Origin of the sequence: Micromonospora sp. H33 (genome assembly GCF_052068455.1) — a bacterium.
In the GTDB taxonomy this organism is placed as follows: domain Bacteria; phylum Actinomycetota; class Actinomycetes; order Mycobacteriales; family Micromonosporaceae; genus Micromonospora.
This window is the reverse complement of the sequence record NZ_JBQHDE010000005.1, coordinates 290,367-307,875: the sequence shown is the minus strand read 5'-3', so window position 1 is coordinate 307,875 and position 17,509 is coordinate 290,367. Positions and strand designations below refer to the sequence as shown.

The following is a 17,509-nucleotide window of genomic DNA, read 5'->3' as shown; positions in this document are numbered from 1 at the left end:
GCCGTCGGGTTCGGCTGGGACTTTTCGCGGATGGCGTGAGCGGTGGCGGCTCGTCGTCTCCGGCGGCCCTGGTCAGCCCCGTGCCGTCCGTCCGGCGACGGGCTGTGCGGGGGTTGTGCGGAATAACGGAATGACGTGTCATTCTCCTATGGCCCGAACCGCCGATCCCCACCGCCGACAGTCCATCGTCGACGCCGCCCACTCGGTCTTCGCCCGCAAGGGCTACGCCGCCGCCGGCATCGCCGACGTCGCCGGGGAGTTGGGCATCGGCCACGGCACCGTGTACCGGTACTTCGAGAACAAGCGCGACGTCGCCGCCGCGGTGCTGAACCGGGCGCTCGAGCGGATCGCCGTGGTGGTCACGGCGGAGGACGCGACGGCCACCGGCTCCCTGGCCGAGTACCGGGCGCAGGTGGAGCGGATCGGTCACCGACTGTACGACCTGTTCGCCGCCGACCGGGCGCTCGGTCGCCTGGTCTTCCACGACCTCGGCGCGGTCGACGACGAACTGCGGGAGCGCCTGCACGCCGCCCACGAGACGTTCGCCGAGTACACCGCGTCGTACCTCCGCAACGGTGTGGCCAAGGGGTTCCTGCGCCCCGACCTGGACGTGGAGACGACCGCGCGGGTGGTCAACGGAATGATCTTCGAGGGTGCCGCCCAGGTCACGCGTACCGACGATCCGCGGCCCCTGCGCGACCGGTGGATCCGTGCGGTGGTCGCGCTGATGTTCGACGGAATCGCCCAGCACGGAGAGCCCGGAAGGAGCGATCATGGTCCAGGTTGACGTCTTCTGGTCGTACGCCATCGGCGCGGGGTTCGGCACGGCGGCCGCCTGCGCGGCCGTCGCCGAGCCGGTCCGCCCCCTGTTGTCCGACCGTCGGTTCACCACGACGGTGCTGTTCCTGGCGTGCCTCTTCGCCCCCAGCGGGCTGTGGCTGGTGTGGCAGTTCACCGGCTGGGAGACCATGCACGCGGCGGCGGCGCCCGCCGACCTGCCGGCCTGGTTGGTCGCCGCCTTCGCGGTGACCAACGTGACCCAGGGGATCGTGGGGTACGCCGTGACCCGGCACCTGTGGCGCAGCGGGCACCGGTATCTCTCGTGGCTGCAGATGCCGTTGGGCTACTTCGCGATGTTCTTCGTGCTGGCGTACGGCTGGGACGGCACCGGGTATCGCCGGTTCTTCGCGCCCACCACGGCGGCATGGCGGGCTGGTTCGTACGATCCGTTCGCGTTCCTGACCAGCCCGGTGGCGCTCACGCTGTACGGCATGGGGGCGATCCTGATCCCGACGATGCTGTGGCTGCAGGCGGGGTGGTGGGCCGGCGGTGGACTCGGCCGGGCGCGGGCGGTCGGACTGCTGCTGGTCGTGACCTTCAGCCTCGGACTCGGTACGGCCGCCGCCGCCACCGTCGTGCTGCGTACCCTCGGCGTGCTGCCGGGACTGCTCGCGTGTGCCGTGCTCGTGGTGACCGTCTTCCATCCGCGGGGGCTCGCCGGACCACTGGCACGCACCTTCCCGCTCGCGATCGGGCAGCGTGTTCCGGCGCCGACCGCCGCCTGAAACGCTTTCGCTCACCGATCGCTGTCGGGGGATCGACACAGCCACGCGTCGTCGCTCTACGGACCCCGAAGATTGAGGGGCCAGGGAAATCGTCGGCTCGAATCTGGAGTAGCCATGGGTGTCGACGGACAGGTCCTACCGGTCGACGCGCTCGTCGAGCGCGTGGTCGCCCAGGTGGCCCCCGCGGAGTTGTCCGATGCGCACGCCGCGGATCGACGCCGCCGGGCCGACGACGGCGCGCTCAGCTCGGGCATCGACGTGAATGCCGCCCAGCTCCTGGTGCCGGCGGTCACGTTCGTGTGCAGCGGCGTCGCGGCGACCCTGGTCCAGGGAGCCACCGATCCGCTGCGTGAGCGGGTCACCAGAGGCGTCGAACGGTTCCTGGCCCGTGTTCCCCGCCGTCGGAGAGCCGAGCGGACCGTGCCGATCAACCGCGACTGGACCACCGAGGATCTCGCCCGGATCCGGTCCGTGGCGGTGGCGAAGGCGCGGGCGTTCGGCCTTCAGCAGGTGGAAGCGGAGCTGATCGCCGACGCCGTCGTCGGTGTGCTGGTCAGCGAGCGTGACCGGTGACGCCCACGGACGTGGTGGCCGAGACCGCGGAGGACCGGGCCGCGCCGGTCGACGTCTTCCGGTTCCCGTCCGACACCGCGGTCCTGCTGTCCCTGCTCGCGGGCGCGGTGCTGCTCGGCAACCTGTTCCTCGGCCTGTCGTTCACGCTCAACGTAGCCACGCCGTGGACGCCTCCCACGGAGATCGTCGTGGTCGGGTTGTACCGCGCGTACATGCCGATGAGTCTTGCCCTCTTCGGCTACTACGGCTGGAACTGGTTCCGGGCGAGGAGCCTCAGACCGGTGGACGACGAGGCGGTCCTGGCGCTCGCCGAGGAGATACGCGACGAGCTGGGAATCACCGGTCGGGTGGAGTACCTCCAGGCCGAGCACCTCGGCGGCCGCGCCTACGTGAGTGATCGTGGGCTGCCGCGCAGACGACCCTACGTGGCGCTGGGGCCGGAGCTGTTGGCATTGGCGAGCAGACCGGACCAGCGATCCGAGGCCATCCTGGCGGCGGTGCTGCGGCACGAGTTGAGCCACGTGCGCAATCGCGACATCAGGCAGTATCAGCTGGCCCGGATCCTGCGGACCTCGTACGTGCTCGGCGGTTGCTGGTTCCTGCTGCTGCTCCTGCTGGAGGCCTCGAGCGGCAACCGGTCGCCGGTGGTGGACGGCTGGGTGGTCCTCCGTCTCGCGGCCATCGGCCTGCTGATCGAGGTCACGCTCCGCGCCTTCCTCCGTGCCCGCGAGCACTACGCCGACCTGCGCGCGGCGGAGCACGACAGCGGCGAACTGCAACATGCCCTGCGCTGCACCGGCGCGGTGACGGATCGGGGCGGCTGGCTCCGGCAACTGTTCCGCCGCCATCCCGCCGCGGACGTCCGGGCCGACCGGCTGTCGGAGCCGGGTGACCTGTTGCGGTTCCCGATCGGCTACGCGCTCGCCGGTGGCCTGCTCGCCGGCGTCTCCCTCACCACGGCGCAGACGCTGATGTCGACCGTCTGGCACACCATCGGCGTGGCCGACCTGCGGAGCGCGGCCATTGTCGGCCTGGTTGTCGGCGTGTCGCTCGGTCCCTTTCTCGCTTTCACGCTGTGGCGGCACGCCTGGACCATGCGGCGTCCCGCCCATCTTGTCGCGCAGGCGGCTGCGCTCACCGTCGGCACGATCGCCGGCACCTACCTGGCGCCGTACTACCTGCCCGGCGTCATCGACCGGCGCTACCCGCCCGACGCCTTGTCGGCGCTACTCCTGGCGGCGGGCTTTCTGCTGGTGTCCCACTGGTTGGCGGCGATCGCCTGCACCTGGCGCCGGTTCCGGCCGGACGCCGGTCTGCCCCGGTGGCTGTCCGTCGCGTTGCTGCCGTTCGCGGTGCTGGTCGTCGGGGGCTTCGTCGCGGTGATCTTCCGGGGTACGTTGTCGACCACCGCGTTGATCGTCCTGTCCGCCGCGGCGGTGACCGTGGCCGCCACGACCGCTGGGGTCCCCGCCGGGCGCACCCTCACCTCGGCACTCGCCGACGCCGGCACACTTGTCGGGGTGCCGGTCCTGCTGGCTACCGCCGCGCTGGTCTGGACGTATCCACCGGGCTTCACGATCGTGTCGCCGTACTGTCTGCGGCCGGCCGCGAAGGTGACGGTGTCGGCGTTCCTCTGTCCGAGGACCGGTACCGGGCCGGACGAGTGCGCCGCAGGGCCTCCCACCGACGAGCAGAAGGAGTCGATCCGGGCGGCACTGGCCCGGCTGTCCGGCACCCGCGTCGAGTTCATCGACACGTACCGGGGGTACCAGCGGTTCCGTGCGATGCACGTGAAGGACTGGGACGCATGGGCCACCACGGTGCGGCCCGAGGACCTCCCGGAGTCGTACGAAACCACCGCCGCGCGTCACGATGCCGAACGCACTCGTGCTGAGATCCAGGCACTGCCCGGCGTCGCCGAGGTGGTGATCGACGCCCCGTGCGTCGTGCGCCAGGTGTTCGACGCTTGAGAACTGCGCCGCCGCATCGATCGACATCGCGGCACCGCATCCATAGACTCCGGTCTTTCTGGTACCACGAGTCCAGGGAGGACCCACGTGTCGAGCGAAACCCGACCGCACGCCGCCCCGCCGCTGCTCTCCCGCCTCACCGGCGTCGCGCTGGTGTCCGCCGCGCTGGTCGCCGCGGGTGGCAGCGCCGCGATCGCCGCGCCGCCCAGCGGGACGACGCCCATCGCGACGGCGCCCACGAAGGGCCCGTGCGCGTACACGCCGACGCCGGAGGAGCCGGCCGCCCGGCCGGTGCCGCTGCCGCCGGACCCGCGGCGGACGCCCGACCACGGCACCGTCCGGGTCACCCTGCGGACCAACCAGGGCCCGATCGGGCTGACCCTCGACCGGGAACAGGCGCCATGCACGGTGCAGAGCTTCCTGCACCTGGTCCGGCACACGTTCTACGACCGGACGACCTGCCACCGGCTCACCGCGTACCCGACGTTGAAGGTGCTGCAGTGCGGCGACCCGTCCGGCACCGGCTCGGGCGGTCCCGGCTACCGGTACGCAGACGAACTGCCGACCGACCTGCCGCCGGCGCCCACCGACCCGACCGGGGTCCGCCGGCTCTACGCCCGGGGCACCCTCGCCATGGCCAACGCCGGCCCGGACACCAACGGCAGCCAGTTCTTCCTGGTGCAGTCCGACTCGGCGCTGCGTCCCAACTACACCATCTTCGGCACGGTCGACGAGGCCGGGCTGACCACCCTGGACCGGATCGCGGCCGGCGGGATCGCCGCCACGCCGGAGGATCCGGCGCCGGTCGACGGCGCTCCGGCCCTGCCGGTGGAGATCTGCCGCGCCAAGCGGGGCCGCTGACGGTCCGCCCGGCGGGGGCGGACCGCCGCCCCCGCCGGCGTTCCGGCGCCGCTCACACCAACCCGCGGACCGCCGTCAGGGCTGCGTCGACGTCCGCCTCGCTGTTGGCGATGGTCGCTCCGAACCGCAGATACGAAGGGTTGTACGGCGTGCTGCTGGCGATCACGCCGGCGGCGTACAGCCGGCCCACCGCCTCGCCCACCGGTAGGTCAGCCACGGCACAGCAGACGATGCCGGCGGACAGTTCGGGCGAGCGGGGGGTGACCAGTCGCACCCCGCGGATCCCGGCCAGGCCGTCCTTGAGCCGGTCGGCCAGCTCGCGGGTCCGCGCGCCGACCCGCTCCGGACCGATCCGGCGGTGGAAGTCGAACGCCTCGGCCAGCGCCCACCGGTGCTCGAAGCTGTGGTAGCCCCCGGGCGTGTGCGCCGGGCCGCCGGGCATCGCCGGTCCACCCGTGCCGCCGGACAGCCAGTGGCCGATGCTGCGCCCGTCGAAGGGAGGGATCACCGGTGTCATCCGTGCCCACGCCCGGTCGCTGCCCCAGACCAGTCCGGTGCCACGCGGCCCGAGCAGCCACTTGTGGCAGCCGGAGACGAGCACGTCGCAGCCGAGCTGATCGGGGGTGGCCGACTCGGCGCCGAAGCCGTGCACCCCGTCGACACAGACCAGCGCCTCCGGGCTGCGGGCGCGGACGGCCTCGGCGAGCCGCCGGATCGGCAGCTTCACGCCGGTGCTGGAGTGCACCCAGGTCAGGGCGACGACCCGGGTACGCGGGGTGACCGCCGCCGTGAGGTTGCCGACCACCTCGTCGACGGTGGTCGCCGCCGGGTCCCGGTAGAGGCGTACCCGGCGGACGGACACCCCGTCCCGCTGGGCCCGCAGCCGCAACGACTCGTGCGTGGCGTAGAAGTCGTGCTCGGTGGTCAGGACCTCGTCGCCGGGCCGCAGCCGCACGGCCGTGTAGAGCAGGCCGAGGCCCATCGTGGTCGAGTCGGTCAGCGCGATCTGGTCGGGACGCGTGCCGAGGTGCCCGGCGGCCGCCGCGAGGACGGCGTCGTCGAGCCGTTCCTCGTTGGCGCCCAGGTAACCCACCGCGTCCCGGTCCAGCCCGTCCCGATGCGCGGCGATGGCGGCGCGGACCGGCGCCGGGTGGGGCGCGAAGACGAAGGTGGCCAGGTGCGCCCTGGCGCGGTCGATCGCGAACTGCGCCCGCACGCTGTCCCAGCTCGCCGGATCCCACGGCGGTGCGGTGCCGGCCGGCAGAGCGGCGGGCTCCCGCCGGACCGGCTCGCAGCCGGTCGCCAGGCCGGTCATTCCGGCCGCCGCGGTCACGCCGAGCAGGCCCCGTCGGGTGAACTGCATACGACTCATCGTCCGCTGTCGACGTCACGGACACATCACCGAGCCGTCGCGAGCGGAGCGCCGATCCGGCGGGCGCGGCGCGGCCGGGACGCCGCCGCCGGCGCCCGGCCCGGGCGGGGAGCGTGGTAGACATTCCGCGTGGTGGAGGTGAGCCAGTCCGGCGAACGCGGGGTCGACGACGCGGTCCTGGACGCCGCCCGGGACTGCGTCCTCGCCTACGGCGTACGTCGCACGACCATGACGGACGTGGCGCGACGGGCCAGGGTCTCGCGGATGACCGTCTACCGGCGCTGGCCGGACGTGCAGTCGCTGATCGGGGACCTGATGAGTCGGGAGTGGCATCAGGTGCTGATGGTCACCACGGCCGACGAGGTCGAGGGGCCGGCCCGGTCACGCCTGGTGGCGCGGGTGGTGGCGGGTGCCCGGGTGCTGCGGGAGCACCCGCTGCTGTGCAAGATCCGTGACGTCGACCCGGAGGTGCTGCTCCCGTACCTCCTCGACCGGCGCGGCAACGGCCAGGACGAGATGCTGCGGTTCCTGGTGGCGGCCCTGGCCGACGGCCGCGAGGACGGCTCGATCCGGTCCGGCGACGCCGAGGTCATGGCCCGTGCGGTCTTCCTGACCACACAGTCGTTCGTGCTCTCCGTCCGCACGGTCGCCGACGGCGTGCCGGCCGCCCAGTTCGACCAGGAGCTGGCCCGGCTGGTCGACGGCTACCTGCGACCGGACTAGGAAATGATCCGCAGTGCCCGTGGGCGGACCTCGACGTGCACCTGGTCCATCCGGCCGACGGGGTCGCCGTCGCCGTACACGGCCACCGGGCGGTCGGCGCGTACGGTGACCGAGGTGCCCCGGTAGGAGGTGACCTGCCGGAGCCCTACGTGCCGGCCGGTGCGCATCTGCCGTAGCGCGAATGGGAACAGCAGCTTGGTGGCGTGTCCGATCACGACGACGTCCAGCGCTCCGTCGTCGGGCCGCGCCGCCGGGGCGACGTGCAGCCCGCCGCCGTAGTAGCCGCAGTTGGCGGCCACCACCGTGTACGCGTACACCTGCTCGGTGCGGCCGTCGACGGTGATCGTGTACCGGGTGCGCGGCCAGCGCAGCAGCGCGCGCAGCCCGGTGGTGGGATACACCAGCGACGCGGGCAGGCGGGACCGGTTGGCCAGTTCGTTGGCGGCCGCGTCGAGGCCGGCGTAGACGCTGCCGACGATCGTCTGCCCCGCGACGCGGAGCACGTCGAGGTGCCGGGGCCGGCCGTGCAGCAGCAGCTCGGCGATCGCGGTGGGGGAGTGGGGCAGGCGGAGCTGGCGGGCGAGGTCGTTGCCGCGCCCGGCGGGGACGACGCCGAGCAGGCCGCCGGCGTCGGCGACCGCGCCGGCGAGCAGCCGGATGGTGCCGTCGCCGCCGGCGGCCACGACGACCTCACCGCCGTCCACCGCCCTGGTGGCGCATTGCCGCGCCTCCTCGGCGGTCTGCGTGTACTCCACCCGGATCCGGGCGCCGGCGGCGCGGAGCTGGTGGGCCACCGGCATCAGGCGGGACAGTCCTCGGCGCGCGGCCGGCCCGAGGATCACGGCGAAGGCGCGCACCTTTACGGCACCAGGATGCCGGGGTTGAGGATGCCGGCCGGGTCCAGGTGCCGCTTGACCGCCCGGAGCAGGTCCACCGCGACGTCACCGATCTCGGCGGCGTACCAGGCCCGGTGGTCGGCGCCGACCCCGTGGTGGTGGGTGATCGTGGCGCCGGCGGTGGCGATCGCGTCGCTGGCCGCCGTCTTCGCGGTGCGCCACCGGCCGATCGGGTCCGGGCCGGGGGAGCAGATCACGGTGAAGTAGAGCGAGGCACCGGTCTCGTAGACGTGGGAGACGTGGGCCAGCACCAGGGCCCCGTCGGGCAGCGCGTCGAGGATCGCCTGCCGGACCCCGTGGTGCACCTCCGGCACTGCCGACCAGTACGCCGCGGTCTCCAGGGTCTCCGCGAACGCCCCCGCGTCCAGCAGCGCGTCCCGCAGGTACGGGGCGTCGAAGCGGTGCCGTTCCCACTGCCGCCCCGCCTCCGCACCCAGCGGCACGCCGCCCTGCGCGGCCAGCACGCCGGCGGCCGCCTCGACGGTGGGCAGGACGTCTGCGCCCTCGTACCCGGCGACCAGCAGGCAGCCGCCGTCCGAGCGGCCCGATCCGGCGGCCCCGATCATGGTCTCGACCTCGTCGGACAGCCGCAGCACGGTGGGTCGCGGCCCGTCCTGCGCCAGCCGCCGTACGGCGTGCAGGCCGGCGGCGAACGACTCGAACCGCCAGCCCTCGTAGTGCGACCGCGCCGGCAGGGGGCGCACGCGCAGGGTCACGTCCGTGATGATGCCGAGCGTCCCCTCGCTGCCCAGGAAGAGTTGCCGCAGGTCGGGGCCGGCGGCCGAGGCGGGCGCGCGGCCCACCCGGACGGTGCCGCGGGGCGTGGCGACCGTCAGCGCCAGCACCATGTCGTCGAAGCGGCCGTAGCCGGCCGACGCCTGCCCGGACGACCGGGTGGCGGCGAAGCCGCCGATGGTGGCGTACTCGTAGGACTGGGGGACGTGGCCGAGGGTGAACCCGTGTTCGGCGAGCAGTTCCGCGGCGCGCGGGGCGCGCAGCCCCGCCTGCAGCGTCGCGGTCCGCGACACCGGGTCGACGGCGACGAGCGTGTCCAGCCGGCTCAGGTCGACGGTGACGTGCCGGGTCGCGGTGGGCGTCAACCCGCCCACGACCGACGTGCCGCCACCGAAGGGGACCACCGCCACGCCGTACCGGGAGCAGACGTCGAGGACGGAGACCACCTCGGCGTGGTCGGCGGGGCGGACCACCGCCTGCGGGGCCCGGCGCACCTGGCCGCGTCGGTCCCGCAGCAGGTCCGGCGTCGACATGCCGGACGCGTGGCGTGCCCGCGCCTCAGCGGCGGTGACCACGTGCCCGTCGCCGACCACCTGCCGCAGCGCGGAAAGGACCGCACCGTCCAGGTCGCACTCCGGCACGGCGACCTCCGCCAGCGGCACCACCGGTGGCGGGGGCGTCAGGTCGAGCACCTGCGCCAGCAGCTTCGCGGCGGAGTCCGGCAGCACCTTCGCGTTCGTCGCGGTTCCCCATCGGGCCCAGCCGGCGGGCGACGCTTCCCCTCGCACATCCATGTGTGACAGAGTGACATTGAACGTCACTCCATCGCAAGGAGGGTTCGTGGAGGCATCGCTGACCGCCGTACGCCGCGAGCGGGACCTGGCCGAGCTGGCCGCCGCAACCCCGGTCGACGTCCTCGTCGTCGGGCTGGGCGTCACCGGCGCCGGGGTGGCGCTCGACGCGGCGAGTCGCGGCCTGTCCGTGGTGGCCGTCGACGCCCACGACCTCGCCCACGGCACCTCCCGCTGGAGTTCCAAGCTCGTCCACGGCGGCCTGCGCTACCTCGCCCACGGCCAGGTCGGCATCGCGTACGAGAGCGCCGCCGAACGCCACGTCCTGCTGACCCGCACCGCCCCGCACCTGACGCGCCCCCTGCCGATGCTGCTGCCGGCGACCGCGTACACCACCGGTTGGCAGGATCGCGCCGCGGCAGCCGGCCTTCGCGCCGGGGATCTGCTGCGCACCTGTGCCGGCACCTCCCGCCGGACCCTGCCCGGCACCCGCCGGCTCGGTCCGGCCGAGGCGAGCGCGATGGCACCGGCGCTGCGCCCGGCCGGCCTCCGCGGGGCGCACCTGTCCTGGGACGGCCAGCTCTGCGACGACGCCCGGCTCGTGGTCGGCCTGGCCCGCGCGGCCGCCGCGCGATCCGCCCGGATCCTGCCCCGCTGCCGGGCCGTCGAGCTGCACCGCGACGGTGCCACCATCGAGGACACCCGCACCGGGACCCGGCTGCACGTCTCCGCGCGCGCCGTCGTCAACGCGACCGGTGTGTGGGCGAGCGATCTGACCCCGCACGTACGCCTGCGTCCGTCCCGGGGCACCCACATCGTCCTGTCCGCCGCCCGCCTGGCCGGGCTCTGGGCCGGGCTGACCATCCCGGTTCCCGGCGAGTTCACCCGCTACGTCTTCGCCCTGCCCCAGACCGACGGCCTGGTCTACGCCGGACTGACGGACGAACCGGTGGACGGGCCGGTCCCCGACGTGCCGCTGCCCACCGACGCCGACATCGCCTTCCTGCTCGACGTGCTCAACAGCGTCCTCGACCAGCCCCTGCGACCCAGCGACGTCCTCGGCGCGTACGCCGGGCTCCGGCCGCTGCTCGCCGACGCCGACGCCCGGACCGCCGATCTGTCCCGGCGGCACGCGGTCATCGACGATCCGGCCGGTATCATCAGCGTCGTCGGCGGCAAGCTCACCACCTACCGCCGGATGGCGGAGGACGCGGTCGACACCGCCGTGCGCCGCCGCGGCCTCGCCGCCGGCCCCTGCCGCACCCGTCGCCTCCCGCTGCCCGGCGCCGCGAGCAGAGCACAGCTGGCCCGCGTCCCCGCGCCCCGCCGGCTCGTCCAACGGTACGGCACCGAAGCCGTCGACGTGCTGGCCGAGGCGCCGGCCGAACTCCGCCGGCCGATCGACGCCGACATCCCGGTCACCGGCGCCGAACTGCTCTGGGCGGCCCGACACGAAGTCGCCCTCACCGTCGACGACCTGCTCGACAGGCGCACCCGCATCGGACTCGTCCCGGCGCACCGGGAGGCCGCGCTGCCGATCGCGCGGGACGTTCTCGCCCTCGCCGCCGAGCCGTGAGCTGACCCTGGAAAGCAGCCAGACGACGATCAGGGTCGGCGCGACGAGGCGGTGCCGCAGGCGCCCTCCTCACATGGACGCGGAACAAGATCACCCACGCGGCGAGCGTATTGCAGCGGAACGGGTCTCGGAAGACCCGTGAACAGAGCCGACGTGTGAGTGGGTCTGCCGGACAGTCCTACGGCGGGCGCCAAGGCTCAGTCGGATCGGCTCCGCTAGCGGTCGACCGTGAGGGTGACCAGGAAGCTCGCATGGTCGGTCGTCCCGCCCATGCTGACCGACCGGCTGGAGTGGACGATGAAGTCGCCCGTCGCCATGAGCTGCTGCACGGCGCCGTCGTGGAGGTGCAGGTAGCCCGACGGCACGCAGGCCCGCACGTCGGGTGAGCCGCCGTGCCGGAGGTTGAGGTCGCCGGACAGCACCGCGGGCTGCTGGGGGTCGCGGAGGCGCATGAGCGGGATGGCCGTACCGAGCAGGTAGCCGCACTGCGCGAGCGCGAGGACCGGACTGGTGTACGCCAGGTGCGTGGTGCAGGCGTACAGGGCGCCGGCGGCGTCGACGCAGAGCCAGGCCCGCTCCTCAGGGTCCGTCGCGTCCTGCATCGGGTAGATCCCGCTGTGCACCGTGTGCCCACGGTACGGCGCCGGGATGTGCGCCAGCAGTCCGACGCCGTACGGCTGGCCGTTCAGGCACCGGTAGGGGCCGCCGGTGCGGCCGTTGCGGGCAGCCTTGAAGGCCCCGACGACGGTGCCACCGGCGTGGACGTCCGCCATCGTCCGCTCCAGCGCGTCCACGTCGTCCGCACAGACCTCGTTGAGGGCGACCAGACCGGGCTTCTCGGTGCGGATCACCTTGCTGGCCTCGGTCACCGACCGGCCCGTGTAACAGCCGGCCATACCGCTGTTGCACAGGTTCATCTGGAGCAGCCGTATCGGCGCCGAGGCCGGGCCGGGCACCGACGATCCGGCGGGCAGGGCGGCGACGGAGAGCAGGAAGACGACGGCCACGAATCGCCGGAAACCACGGTACGAACGACCAGCCATTCACCTGCCCCGATCCGGCTTGGGCAAGTGTATCGGCATGCGCCGTTCTGCCGGCACCAGCCGCTCGGGCTCCGGCCCGTCGTCGCGGCAGGCGAGACCCGTCCGTGCGGAGACGGCGGGCCGCGAGTGCCGGAGCTCAACCGCGTGGGGCGGGGACCCCGAAGAGGTCGATGATGCCGCCGGGAAGCTGAGCGAGCAGGTCGGCGCGCTCGTCGTCGTCGAGCGCCTCGGCGATGGTGCCCAGCACCGCCTGGGCGTGCTGGCGCACCAGGTCGGCGTCCGGGCACTGCTCCCGCTGGCCGACGATGCGCAGGAACTCGCCGACGTCCCACGTCCGTCCCTGTGGATTGCGGGTGACGAAGATGTCCAGTCGGTCGGGTAGCTGGGCCGCGAGGTGGTCGGCCTCGCGCCCGGCGAGCCGCTCGCTGAGCGTCGACAGGACGGCTCGCACGGACCGCTCGGCCTCCTCGTCCTTGAGACCGGTGCGACGTCGTACGGTGGCAATCAACTGCTCGTACTCCATGACCCGCTCCTTCCCACGGTCCCGGGTGGGACCCCCTGCGCCCGCGCCGGCGTCAGCGCCCTGACCGCAGCGGCGGGGTGGCACCGATTACCCGGTCCTGGAGAGGGAAAGCCCGTCGGGACCGGATAGTTGCCGGTGTCCTGTCGCCGGCCCCCGTCCGCAGCGCGGACGGGGGCCGCCGGTGGTTCAGGCCGGCAGGCGCCAGACCTGGTTGGCGCCGCCGAAACAGTCCCAGATCTGCAAGCGGGTGCCGTTGGCGGAGCTGTTGTCGGTGGCGTCCAGACACTTGTTCGACTGCGGATTGCGCAGCGTGCCGTTGGACTGGGCCTGCCACACCTGGGCGCCGGTGCCGTTGCAGTCCCAGAGCTGGACCTTCGCCCCGTTGGCCGTGGAGCCGCTGGTGACGTCGGCACACTTGCCCAGCGCGCGGAGGGTGCCGTCGGTGGCCACGGTCCAGTTCTGCGCCGCGGTGCCGTTGCAGGTGTAGAGCTGGATCGCCGTGCCGTTGGCGGTGCCGGCCGCGGCGACGTCGACGCACTTGCCGCCGATGCCGGTGATCGGGCCGGTCCGGCCGCTCGGGGGCGGGGTGCCACCCACGGCGGTGTCGTAGATCGCGCTGACCAGCGAGGTCGAACCGGTCGTGTCCTGGGAGAGTTCCCAGTTCATCATCCCGCCGGCGTTGGCCATCGCCCACTGGGTCTTGCGCTTGACCGTCGGGATGCCGTTGTAGCACTGCTGGACTCCGCCGACCGTGGTGCAGTCCCGGTTGGCGTTGGCGGGGTCCATGCCGACCAGGGCGGAGTACGTGTGGTAGCCGGGCCGGCTGTAGAAGGGCACGCCGAGCACCGCCTTGCTGGCGGGCAGGCCCCGCGACTTCCACCCGTTCACCGCGTTGACCGACCAGTCGTAGTTGGCGTGCGGGCTGCCGCCGTCGTACGCCATGATGTTCAGCCAGTCGACGTAGCCGAACACCGAGGTCGGCACGCCCTGCACGTAGTAGCCCTCGGCGACGACGGCGGCGGTGAGGAGTTTGCCCCGGCTGCGCAACGCACTGCTCAGTTGCTGCATGAGCAGGCTGTAGTTGGAGGCCGAGGTGCCGGGGTCCGGGTACTCCCAGTCCATGTCGACGCCGTCGAGGTTGTACTGGTTGACGAAGTTGACCACGTTGTTGACGAAGGCGCCCCGGGTGCCGGAATTGGCGGCGAGCGCCTCGAACGCGGAGTCGTTGCCGTCGTTCCAGCCGCCGATCGCGATGGACACCTTGACGTTGTTGGCGTGCCCGAGCGACACCAGCGTGGAGAGCTTGCCGGGGTTCTCGACCGGACGCAGGCTGCCGTCGCTGTTGGGCAGCACGAACGCGTAGTTGATGTGGGTGAGCTTGCCGTACTGGACGGTGTTCACGTTGCCGCTCCAGGACGGCAGGTATCCGACGCTCTTGAAGTTGTTCGGCAGGATCGCGGCCTCGGCGGCGGCCGGGGTCAGGGCGAGGGTCGCGCCGGCGGTGGCCAGCGTGAGCAGGCCGGCGGCCAGGGCCGTGCGGCGGCGGGGGCGTGGTGGGGACATCGAGGGCCTTCCCGTTGGCGGGTTGCGGCGCCGTGCCGCCACGGTCTCGGCGCTGGATCGGCCAGCCGCCGGGCCGGGCGTACGGGTGGAACGGGTATCGTCCTCGAGGCAACAAAATCCTAAAGACTATTAACTGAAGGCGTCAATGGCGTCCTTCGATGAAGGGCGGGCCTGGCTGGTGCTCCCTGCTCTCGTTGCGGCCACCTGGGACGCTGCCGGCCGGATCTGACCGGCCGGGACGACCGGTTCAGCGAGGCGTGGCGGTCAGCGCGAGGCTCTCGGGGACCGACCGGTACGCGCGGGCCAGGCCCGTCAACAGGGCGCGGCGACCTCCGTGGCCGTCGCGCCGGACCCAGTCGCGACCGGACACGCTCCAGCACGTGGTGGTCAACTGGGCCAGGACGTGGAGGCGTGGGTCGTCGGGATCCAGGCGGAGCGTGCCGGCGAGACACGAGATCACCTGGTCCTCCACGCCGGTGCGGTAGTGGTCGACGTAGGTCAGCAGGGCGGGGGCGGTGAGGACGAGCCGGCGGGTGGACAGGTAGCGCTGGTCCCACCCCGGGTCCAGCGCCGTGACCGCGTCGGCGAGGCACTGGTGCAGTTCGGCCAGCACGGGTCCGGAGAGTTCCCGGTCGCGCAGGCGGTGCAGGTAGGCCGTCCACAGCTCCACTTCCGCCTCGATCGCCACCGCCTCCTTGGCGGGGAAGTTCCGGAAGAACGTGCTGCGCGAGACCTCGGCCTCGTCGACGAGGTCGTCCAGGGTCGTCGCCTCGAACCCTCGCTCGGTGAACAGGCGCAGCGCGGTCTCCGTCAGGGCGCGTCGCGTACGCAGACGCTTGCGCTCCCGCAGCGGGAGCGACCGGTCGTCGGCGGGGGGAGCGGTCATGCCGACACCCTACCGCTATTGAGATCCCCGCACGCAAAGAAGGGAGTGCCTAAAGACACTTGCAATCTTCTGGAACTGAGTGTCAGATTGATGCTGTCCGGCGGAGGCCGGGCCGGTGCCGACACTGAAGGAGTCCCAGATGTCCACGACCAGCAGCGCAACCTCCCGTCCTCCGTTCGGCACGGCGGTCATCGGGCAGACGGAGAAGGCGCTCAACGCCATCCTGGAGCGGCAGTTGGCCGGTACGGGAATCAGCGAACCCCAGTGGGTCGCGCTGACCCTGACCGTCGTCAACGGCGGCACTCTGACCGGCGACCTGCTCGAGCAGCGGATCTCCCACGTGCTGAAGGTCGACCCGGCGGTGGCGCGTCAGCGCCTCGCCGAGCTGGCCGCCGCCGACTTGGTACGCGCCACTCCCGACGGTGTCGTCGAGCCCACCGAGGAAGGGCGGGCCGTCTGGGGCCGGATCCGTTCCGGCATCGACCAGATCACCCAGCGGCTCTGGGGCGACCTGCCCGACGCGGACCTGACCACTGCCGGCCGCGTGCTGACCACCGTCCTCACCCGCGCCAACGCCCTGCTCAGCGCGGCCTGACCCGGGTGACCCGACGATCGGCCGCTCGGGGCCGAGCCCGGCGGGCCGGCGCTCTCGCGTCGGCCCGCCGGTCGGGCTCAGCCCTTGCGCCACTTCTGGTTGGCGGTGCCGGCGCAGTCCCAGAGTTGGAGCCGGGCGCCGTCGGCGCTGTTCCAGTCCTTGATGTCGACGCACCGGTTGGCCCGCAGGTTGACCAGGTCGCCGGCGGCGGTGAGCGTGAACTGCTGGGCGCCGGTGCCGTTACAGGTGTAGAGCTGGATGACGGCGCCGTTGCCGGTCGCGCCGCCGTCGACGTCCATGCACTTGTTGTTCCGGCTCTGCACCGCGCTGCCGGTGAACGTCCACTTCTGCGCGTCGGTGCCGTTGCAGCCCCACATCTGCAGCGGCACCCGGTCGCTGAAGTTGGAGCTGGGCACGTCGATGCACTTGTTGTTCCAGTTGCTCACCAGCGACACCCCGCTGCCCGGGCCGCCCGGTCCGCCACCGGCGCCGAACGGGCTGAGGATCAGACCGGCCGAGCGGGGGTCGCCGTCGTGGACCAGCGACTCGAAGGCGCCGACGTCGTCGAAGGCGAAGGCGTACGCTTTGCCGTCGACCATGTTGGCGTGGATGACCCGCGCGTAGTGGTTGGTCGGGTTGTTGCGGTAGAACTCGGCCGGGTTGGTGCTGGGCTGGGTGTCGATGGTGCCGAGGGTGCCCCGGTTCAGCGCGGCGCAGAGCGTACGGGAGATCGGGCCGACCACCTGGTCGTTCGGCGCGGGCAGGTCGCCGTCGCAGCCCCACACGCTGGCCGACGAGGGCCGGTTGAAGGAGGCCACCACCTGGCCGGCGCCGTTGGTGAAGGACATGACGGAGCCGGAGGTCCGCCCGAAGTAGCGGATGTGCGGCTGGTTCGCGAACGGCACGACGGTCAGCGTCCTGGTGGTGTACGCGTTCCACGCCGTCGCGATGTACGAGTCCAGGTAGGTGGTGCTGAGCAGGCCCGCTCCGGCCGCCTTGCCGGGCGCCAGTACGCGCAGCACCGTTCCGTCGGAGCGGGTGTGGACGGTGTTCGCCCAGCCGGGCTGTGACCGGATGCCGTCGATGATGGCGGTACGGCCGTTGCTGACCACGTCGCCGGTGCGCTTGGTGACGCCGTCGGCGCCGGTGACGGTGACCGCGTGCGGCACCGCGAACATGTCCACCTGGGAGCTGTTGAGCCACAGGCCGGCGTCGTTGTAGGTGAACTCGCTCCAGTCGAAGAGGATGTCGCGGTTGGCGTCACCGGGTGCCCACGGCGCGGGCTGCACGAGACCGTCGGGGGTCAGGAAGAACTTGAGCTTCTCCCCGAAGGAGAAGTAGACGCGGCCGGAGAAGCCACGCGGGAAGCGGATGGTCGTGCTGCCGCCGGTGCCGGGGCCCGGGATCGACGCGTCCGGCGCGGGCACCGGCGGGATCTGTCCGCCGGACCAGGGGATGAACGTGCCGGCCTGGTTGACGTAGCCGAGGCGCCCGGTGGCGAGCTGGGTGCCGATCACGTAGAGGTGGACGGCCTCGCCGCGGCCGGTGCTGTTGGTGACGGTGACGGGCAGCAGCGCGGGGCCGACCGCTTGGGCGGGGGACGCGGTGACGGTCACCGGGACGGCGGCGACCAGGGCGGAGAGCGCGGCCAGGAGTCTTCTTCGGATACTCACGGCAACTCCTCGGGGTGGCGGGACGGGGTGAGAGAGCGCTCTCTCAGAGTCCAACCGTTAACAACTTGTGTCAATAGATGGACGATGATGTATCGCGCTCGAGCGCCCCGTCGGGGTTCAGCCCGTCCCGGCCGGCTCACCCCCGACCGCCTGTGCCGAGCGGC

Annotated in this window: 16 protein-coding genes; 8 read left to right on the top strand and 8 right to left on the bottom strand. The window is 72.6% G+C overall.

Features of this window, described 5'->3' with window-relative positions; all coding sequences use genetic code 11:
• The first annotated feature begins 148 nt into the window (after positions 1-148).
• From ACTMS0_RS15365 to ACTMS0_RS15345, 5 genes are all read left to right on the top strand, one after another.
• Positions 149-787, top strand: coding sequence for a TetR/AcrR family transcriptional regulator (locus ACTMS0_RS15365; RefSeq protein WP_441155852.1), 639 nt, complete (start codon positions 149-151; stop codon positions 785-787).
• Positions 774-1,565, top strand: a complete 792-nt coding sequence (locus tag ACTMS0_RS15360; protein ID WP_441155851.1) for a hypothetical protein — start codon at positions 774-776, stop codon at positions 1,563-1,565. The genes ACTMS0_RS15365 and ACTMS0_RS15360 overlap by 14 nt, the downstream gene beginning before the upstream one ends.
• Before the next feature lie 114 nt (positions 1,566-1,679).
• On the top strand, positions 1,680-2,138 hold the full coding sequence (locus tag ACTMS0_RS15355) for a hypothetical protein (protein ID WP_441155850.1): 459 nt from the start codon (positions 1,680-1,682) through the stop codon (positions 2,136-2,138).
• Positions 2,135-4,108 (top strand): permease-like cell division protein FtsX, encoded by a 1,974-nt coding sequence (locus ACTMS0_RS15350; RefSeq protein ID WP_441155849.1) that lies wholly within the window; start codon positions 2,135-2,137, stop codon positions 4,106-4,108. Before ACTMS0_RS15355 ends, ACTMS0_RS15350 begins: the two co-directional genes overlap by 4 nt.
• A gap of 87 nt (positions 4,109-4,195) precedes the next feature.
• A complete protein-coding gene (locus ACTMS0_RS15345) occupies positions 4,196-4,969 on the top strand; it encodes a peptidylprolyl isomerase (RefSeq protein WP_441155848.1) in 774 nt (257 codons plus the stop codon).
• A gap of 52 nt (positions 4,970-5,021) precedes the next feature.
• On the opposite strand, the gene ACTMS0_RS15340 is transcribed toward ACTMS0_RS15345, so the two are convergent.
• Positions 5,022-6,332, bottom strand: a complete 1,311-nt coding sequence (locus ACTMS0_RS15340; RefSeq protein WP_441155847.1) for an aminotransferase class V-fold PLP-dependent enzyme — start codon at positions 6,330-6,332, stop codon at positions 5,022-5,024.
• A 138-nt stretch (positions 6,333-6,470) separates the two neighbouring features.
• Between ACTMS0_RS15340 and ACTMS0_RS15335 the strand changes: the two genes are divergently transcribed.
• Positions 6,471-7,064, top strand: a complete 594-nt coding sequence (locus tag ACTMS0_RS15335; protein ID WP_441155846.1) for a TetR/AcrR family transcriptional regulator — start codon at positions 6,471-6,473, stop codon at positions 7,062-7,064.
• On the opposite strand, the gene ACTMS0_RS15330 is transcribed toward ACTMS0_RS15335, so the two are convergent.
• Positions 7,061-7,921 (bottom strand): diacylglycerol/lipid kinase family protein, encoded by an 861-nt coding sequence (locus tag ACTMS0_RS15330; protein ID WP_441155845.1) that lies wholly within the window; start codon positions 7,919-7,921, stop codon positions 7,061-7,063. The genes ACTMS0_RS15335 and ACTMS0_RS15330 overlap by 4 nt on opposite strands.
• Positions 7,922-7,923: 2 nt before the next feature.
• The gene (locus ACTMS0_RS15325; protein WP_441155844.1) at positions 7,924-9,489 is read right to left on the bottom strand and encodes an FAD-binding oxidoreductase; all 1,566 of its coding nucleotides are present in this window, start codon (positions 9,487-9,489) and stop codon (positions 7,924-7,926) included.
• 46 nt (positions 9,490-9,535) lie between these two features.
• Here ACTMS0_RS15325 and ACTMS0_RS15320 point away from each other — a divergent pair, with 46 nt between their 5' ends.
• Complete coding sequence (locus ACTMS0_RS15320) at positions 9,536-11,062, top strand: glycerol-3-phosphate dehydrogenase/oxidase (RefSeq protein ID WP_441155843.1); 1,527 nt, start codon at positions 9,536-9,538, stop codon at positions 11,060-11,062.
• A 215-nt stretch (positions 11,063-11,277) separates the two neighbouring features.
• On the opposite strand, the gene ACTMS0_RS15315 is transcribed toward ACTMS0_RS15320, so the two are convergent.
• The 4 genes from ACTMS0_RS15315 to ACTMS0_RS15300 all read right to left on the bottom strand — a co-directional run bounded on the left by ACTMS0_RS15315 (position 11,278) and on the right by ACTMS0_RS15300 (position 15,077).
• Complete coding sequence (locus tag ACTMS0_RS15315) at positions 11,278-12,069, bottom strand: endonuclease/exonuclease/phosphatase family protein (protein ID WP_441155842.1); 792 nt, start codon at positions 12,067-12,069, stop codon at positions 11,278-11,280.
• A gap of 172 nt (positions 12,070-12,241) precedes the next feature.
• On the bottom strand, positions 12,242-12,628 hold the full coding sequence (locus tag ACTMS0_RS15310; protein WP_441155841.1) for a DUF2267 domain-containing protein: 387 nt from the start codon (positions 12,626-12,628) through the stop codon (positions 12,242-12,244).
• A gap of 186 nt (positions 12,629-12,814) precedes the next feature.
• A complete protein-coding gene (locus ACTMS0_RS15305) occupies positions 12,815-14,191 on the bottom strand; it encodes a glycosyl hydrolase family 18 protein (protein WP_441155840.1) in 1,377 nt (458 codons plus the stop codon).
• A 247-nt stretch (positions 14,192-14,438) separates the two neighbouring features.
• Positions 14,439-15,077: a TetR/AcrR family transcriptional regulator gene (locus ACTMS0_RS15300; protein WP_441155839.1), complete on the bottom strand. Its 639-nt coding sequence runs from the start codon at positions 15,075-15,077 to the stop codon at positions 14,439-14,441.
• A 139-nt stretch (positions 15,078-15,216) separates the two neighbouring features.
• Between ACTMS0_RS15300 and ACTMS0_RS15295 the strand changes: the two genes are divergently transcribed.
• On the top strand, positions 15,217-15,672 hold the full coding sequence (locus ACTMS0_RS15295) for a MarR family winged helix-turn-helix transcriptional regulator (RefSeq protein WP_441155838.1): 456 nt from the start codon (positions 15,217-15,219) through the stop codon (positions 15,670-15,672).
• Positions 15,673-15,749: 77 nt separating this feature from the next.
• On the opposite strand, the gene ACTMS0_RS15290 is transcribed toward ACTMS0_RS15295, so the two are convergent.
• On the bottom strand, positions 15,750-17,345 hold the full coding sequence (locus ACTMS0_RS15290; RefSeq protein WP_441155837.1) for a glycoside hydrolase family 64 protein: 1,596 nt from the start codon (positions 17,343-17,345) through the stop codon (positions 15,750-15,752).
• Positions 17,346-17,509: the final 164 nt, after the last annotated feature.

What these genes read in the sequence shown, in the direction of transcription:
- ACTMS0_RS15365 (WP_441155852.1), top strand. Translation starts at nt 149, where the DNA reads ATGGCCCGAACCGCCGATCCCCACCGCCGACAGTCCATCGTCGACGCC.
- ACTMS0_RS15360 (WP_441155851.1), top strand. Translation starts at nt 774, where the DNA reads ATGGTCCAGGTTGACGTCTTCTGGTCGTACGCCATCGGCGCGGGGTTC.
- ACTMS0_RS15355 (WP_441155850.1), top strand. Translation starts at nt 1,680, where the DNA reads ATGGGTGTCGACGGACAGGTCCTACCGGTCGACGCGCTCGTCGAGCGC.
- ACTMS0_RS15340 (WP_441155847.1), bottom strand. Translation starts at nt 6,332, where the DNA reads ATGCAGTTCACCCGACGGGGCCTGCTCGGCGTGACCGCGGCGGCCGGA.
- ACTMS0_RS15325 (WP_441155844.1), bottom strand. Translation starts at nt 9,489, where the DNA reads ATGGATGTGCGAGGGGAAGCGTCGCCCGCCGGCTGGGCCCGATGGGGA.
- ACTMS0_RS15310 (WP_441155841.1), bottom strand. Translation starts at nt 12,628, where the DNA reads ATGGAGTACGAGCAGTTGATTGCCACCGTACGACGTCGCACCGGTCTC.
- ACTMS0_RS15305 (WP_441155840.1), bottom strand. Translation starts at nt 14,191, where the DNA reads ATGTCCCCACCACGCCCCCGCCGCCGCACGGCCCTGGCCGCCGGCCTG.
- ACTMS0_RS15300 (WP_441155839.1), bottom strand. Translation starts at nt 15,077, where the DNA reads ATGACCGCTCCCCCCGCCGACGACCGGTCGCTCCCGCTGCGGGAGCGC.
- ACTMS0_RS15295 (WP_441155838.1), top strand. Translation starts at nt 15,217, where the DNA reads ATGTCCACGACCAGCAGCGCAACCTCCCGTCCTCCGTTCGGCACGGCG.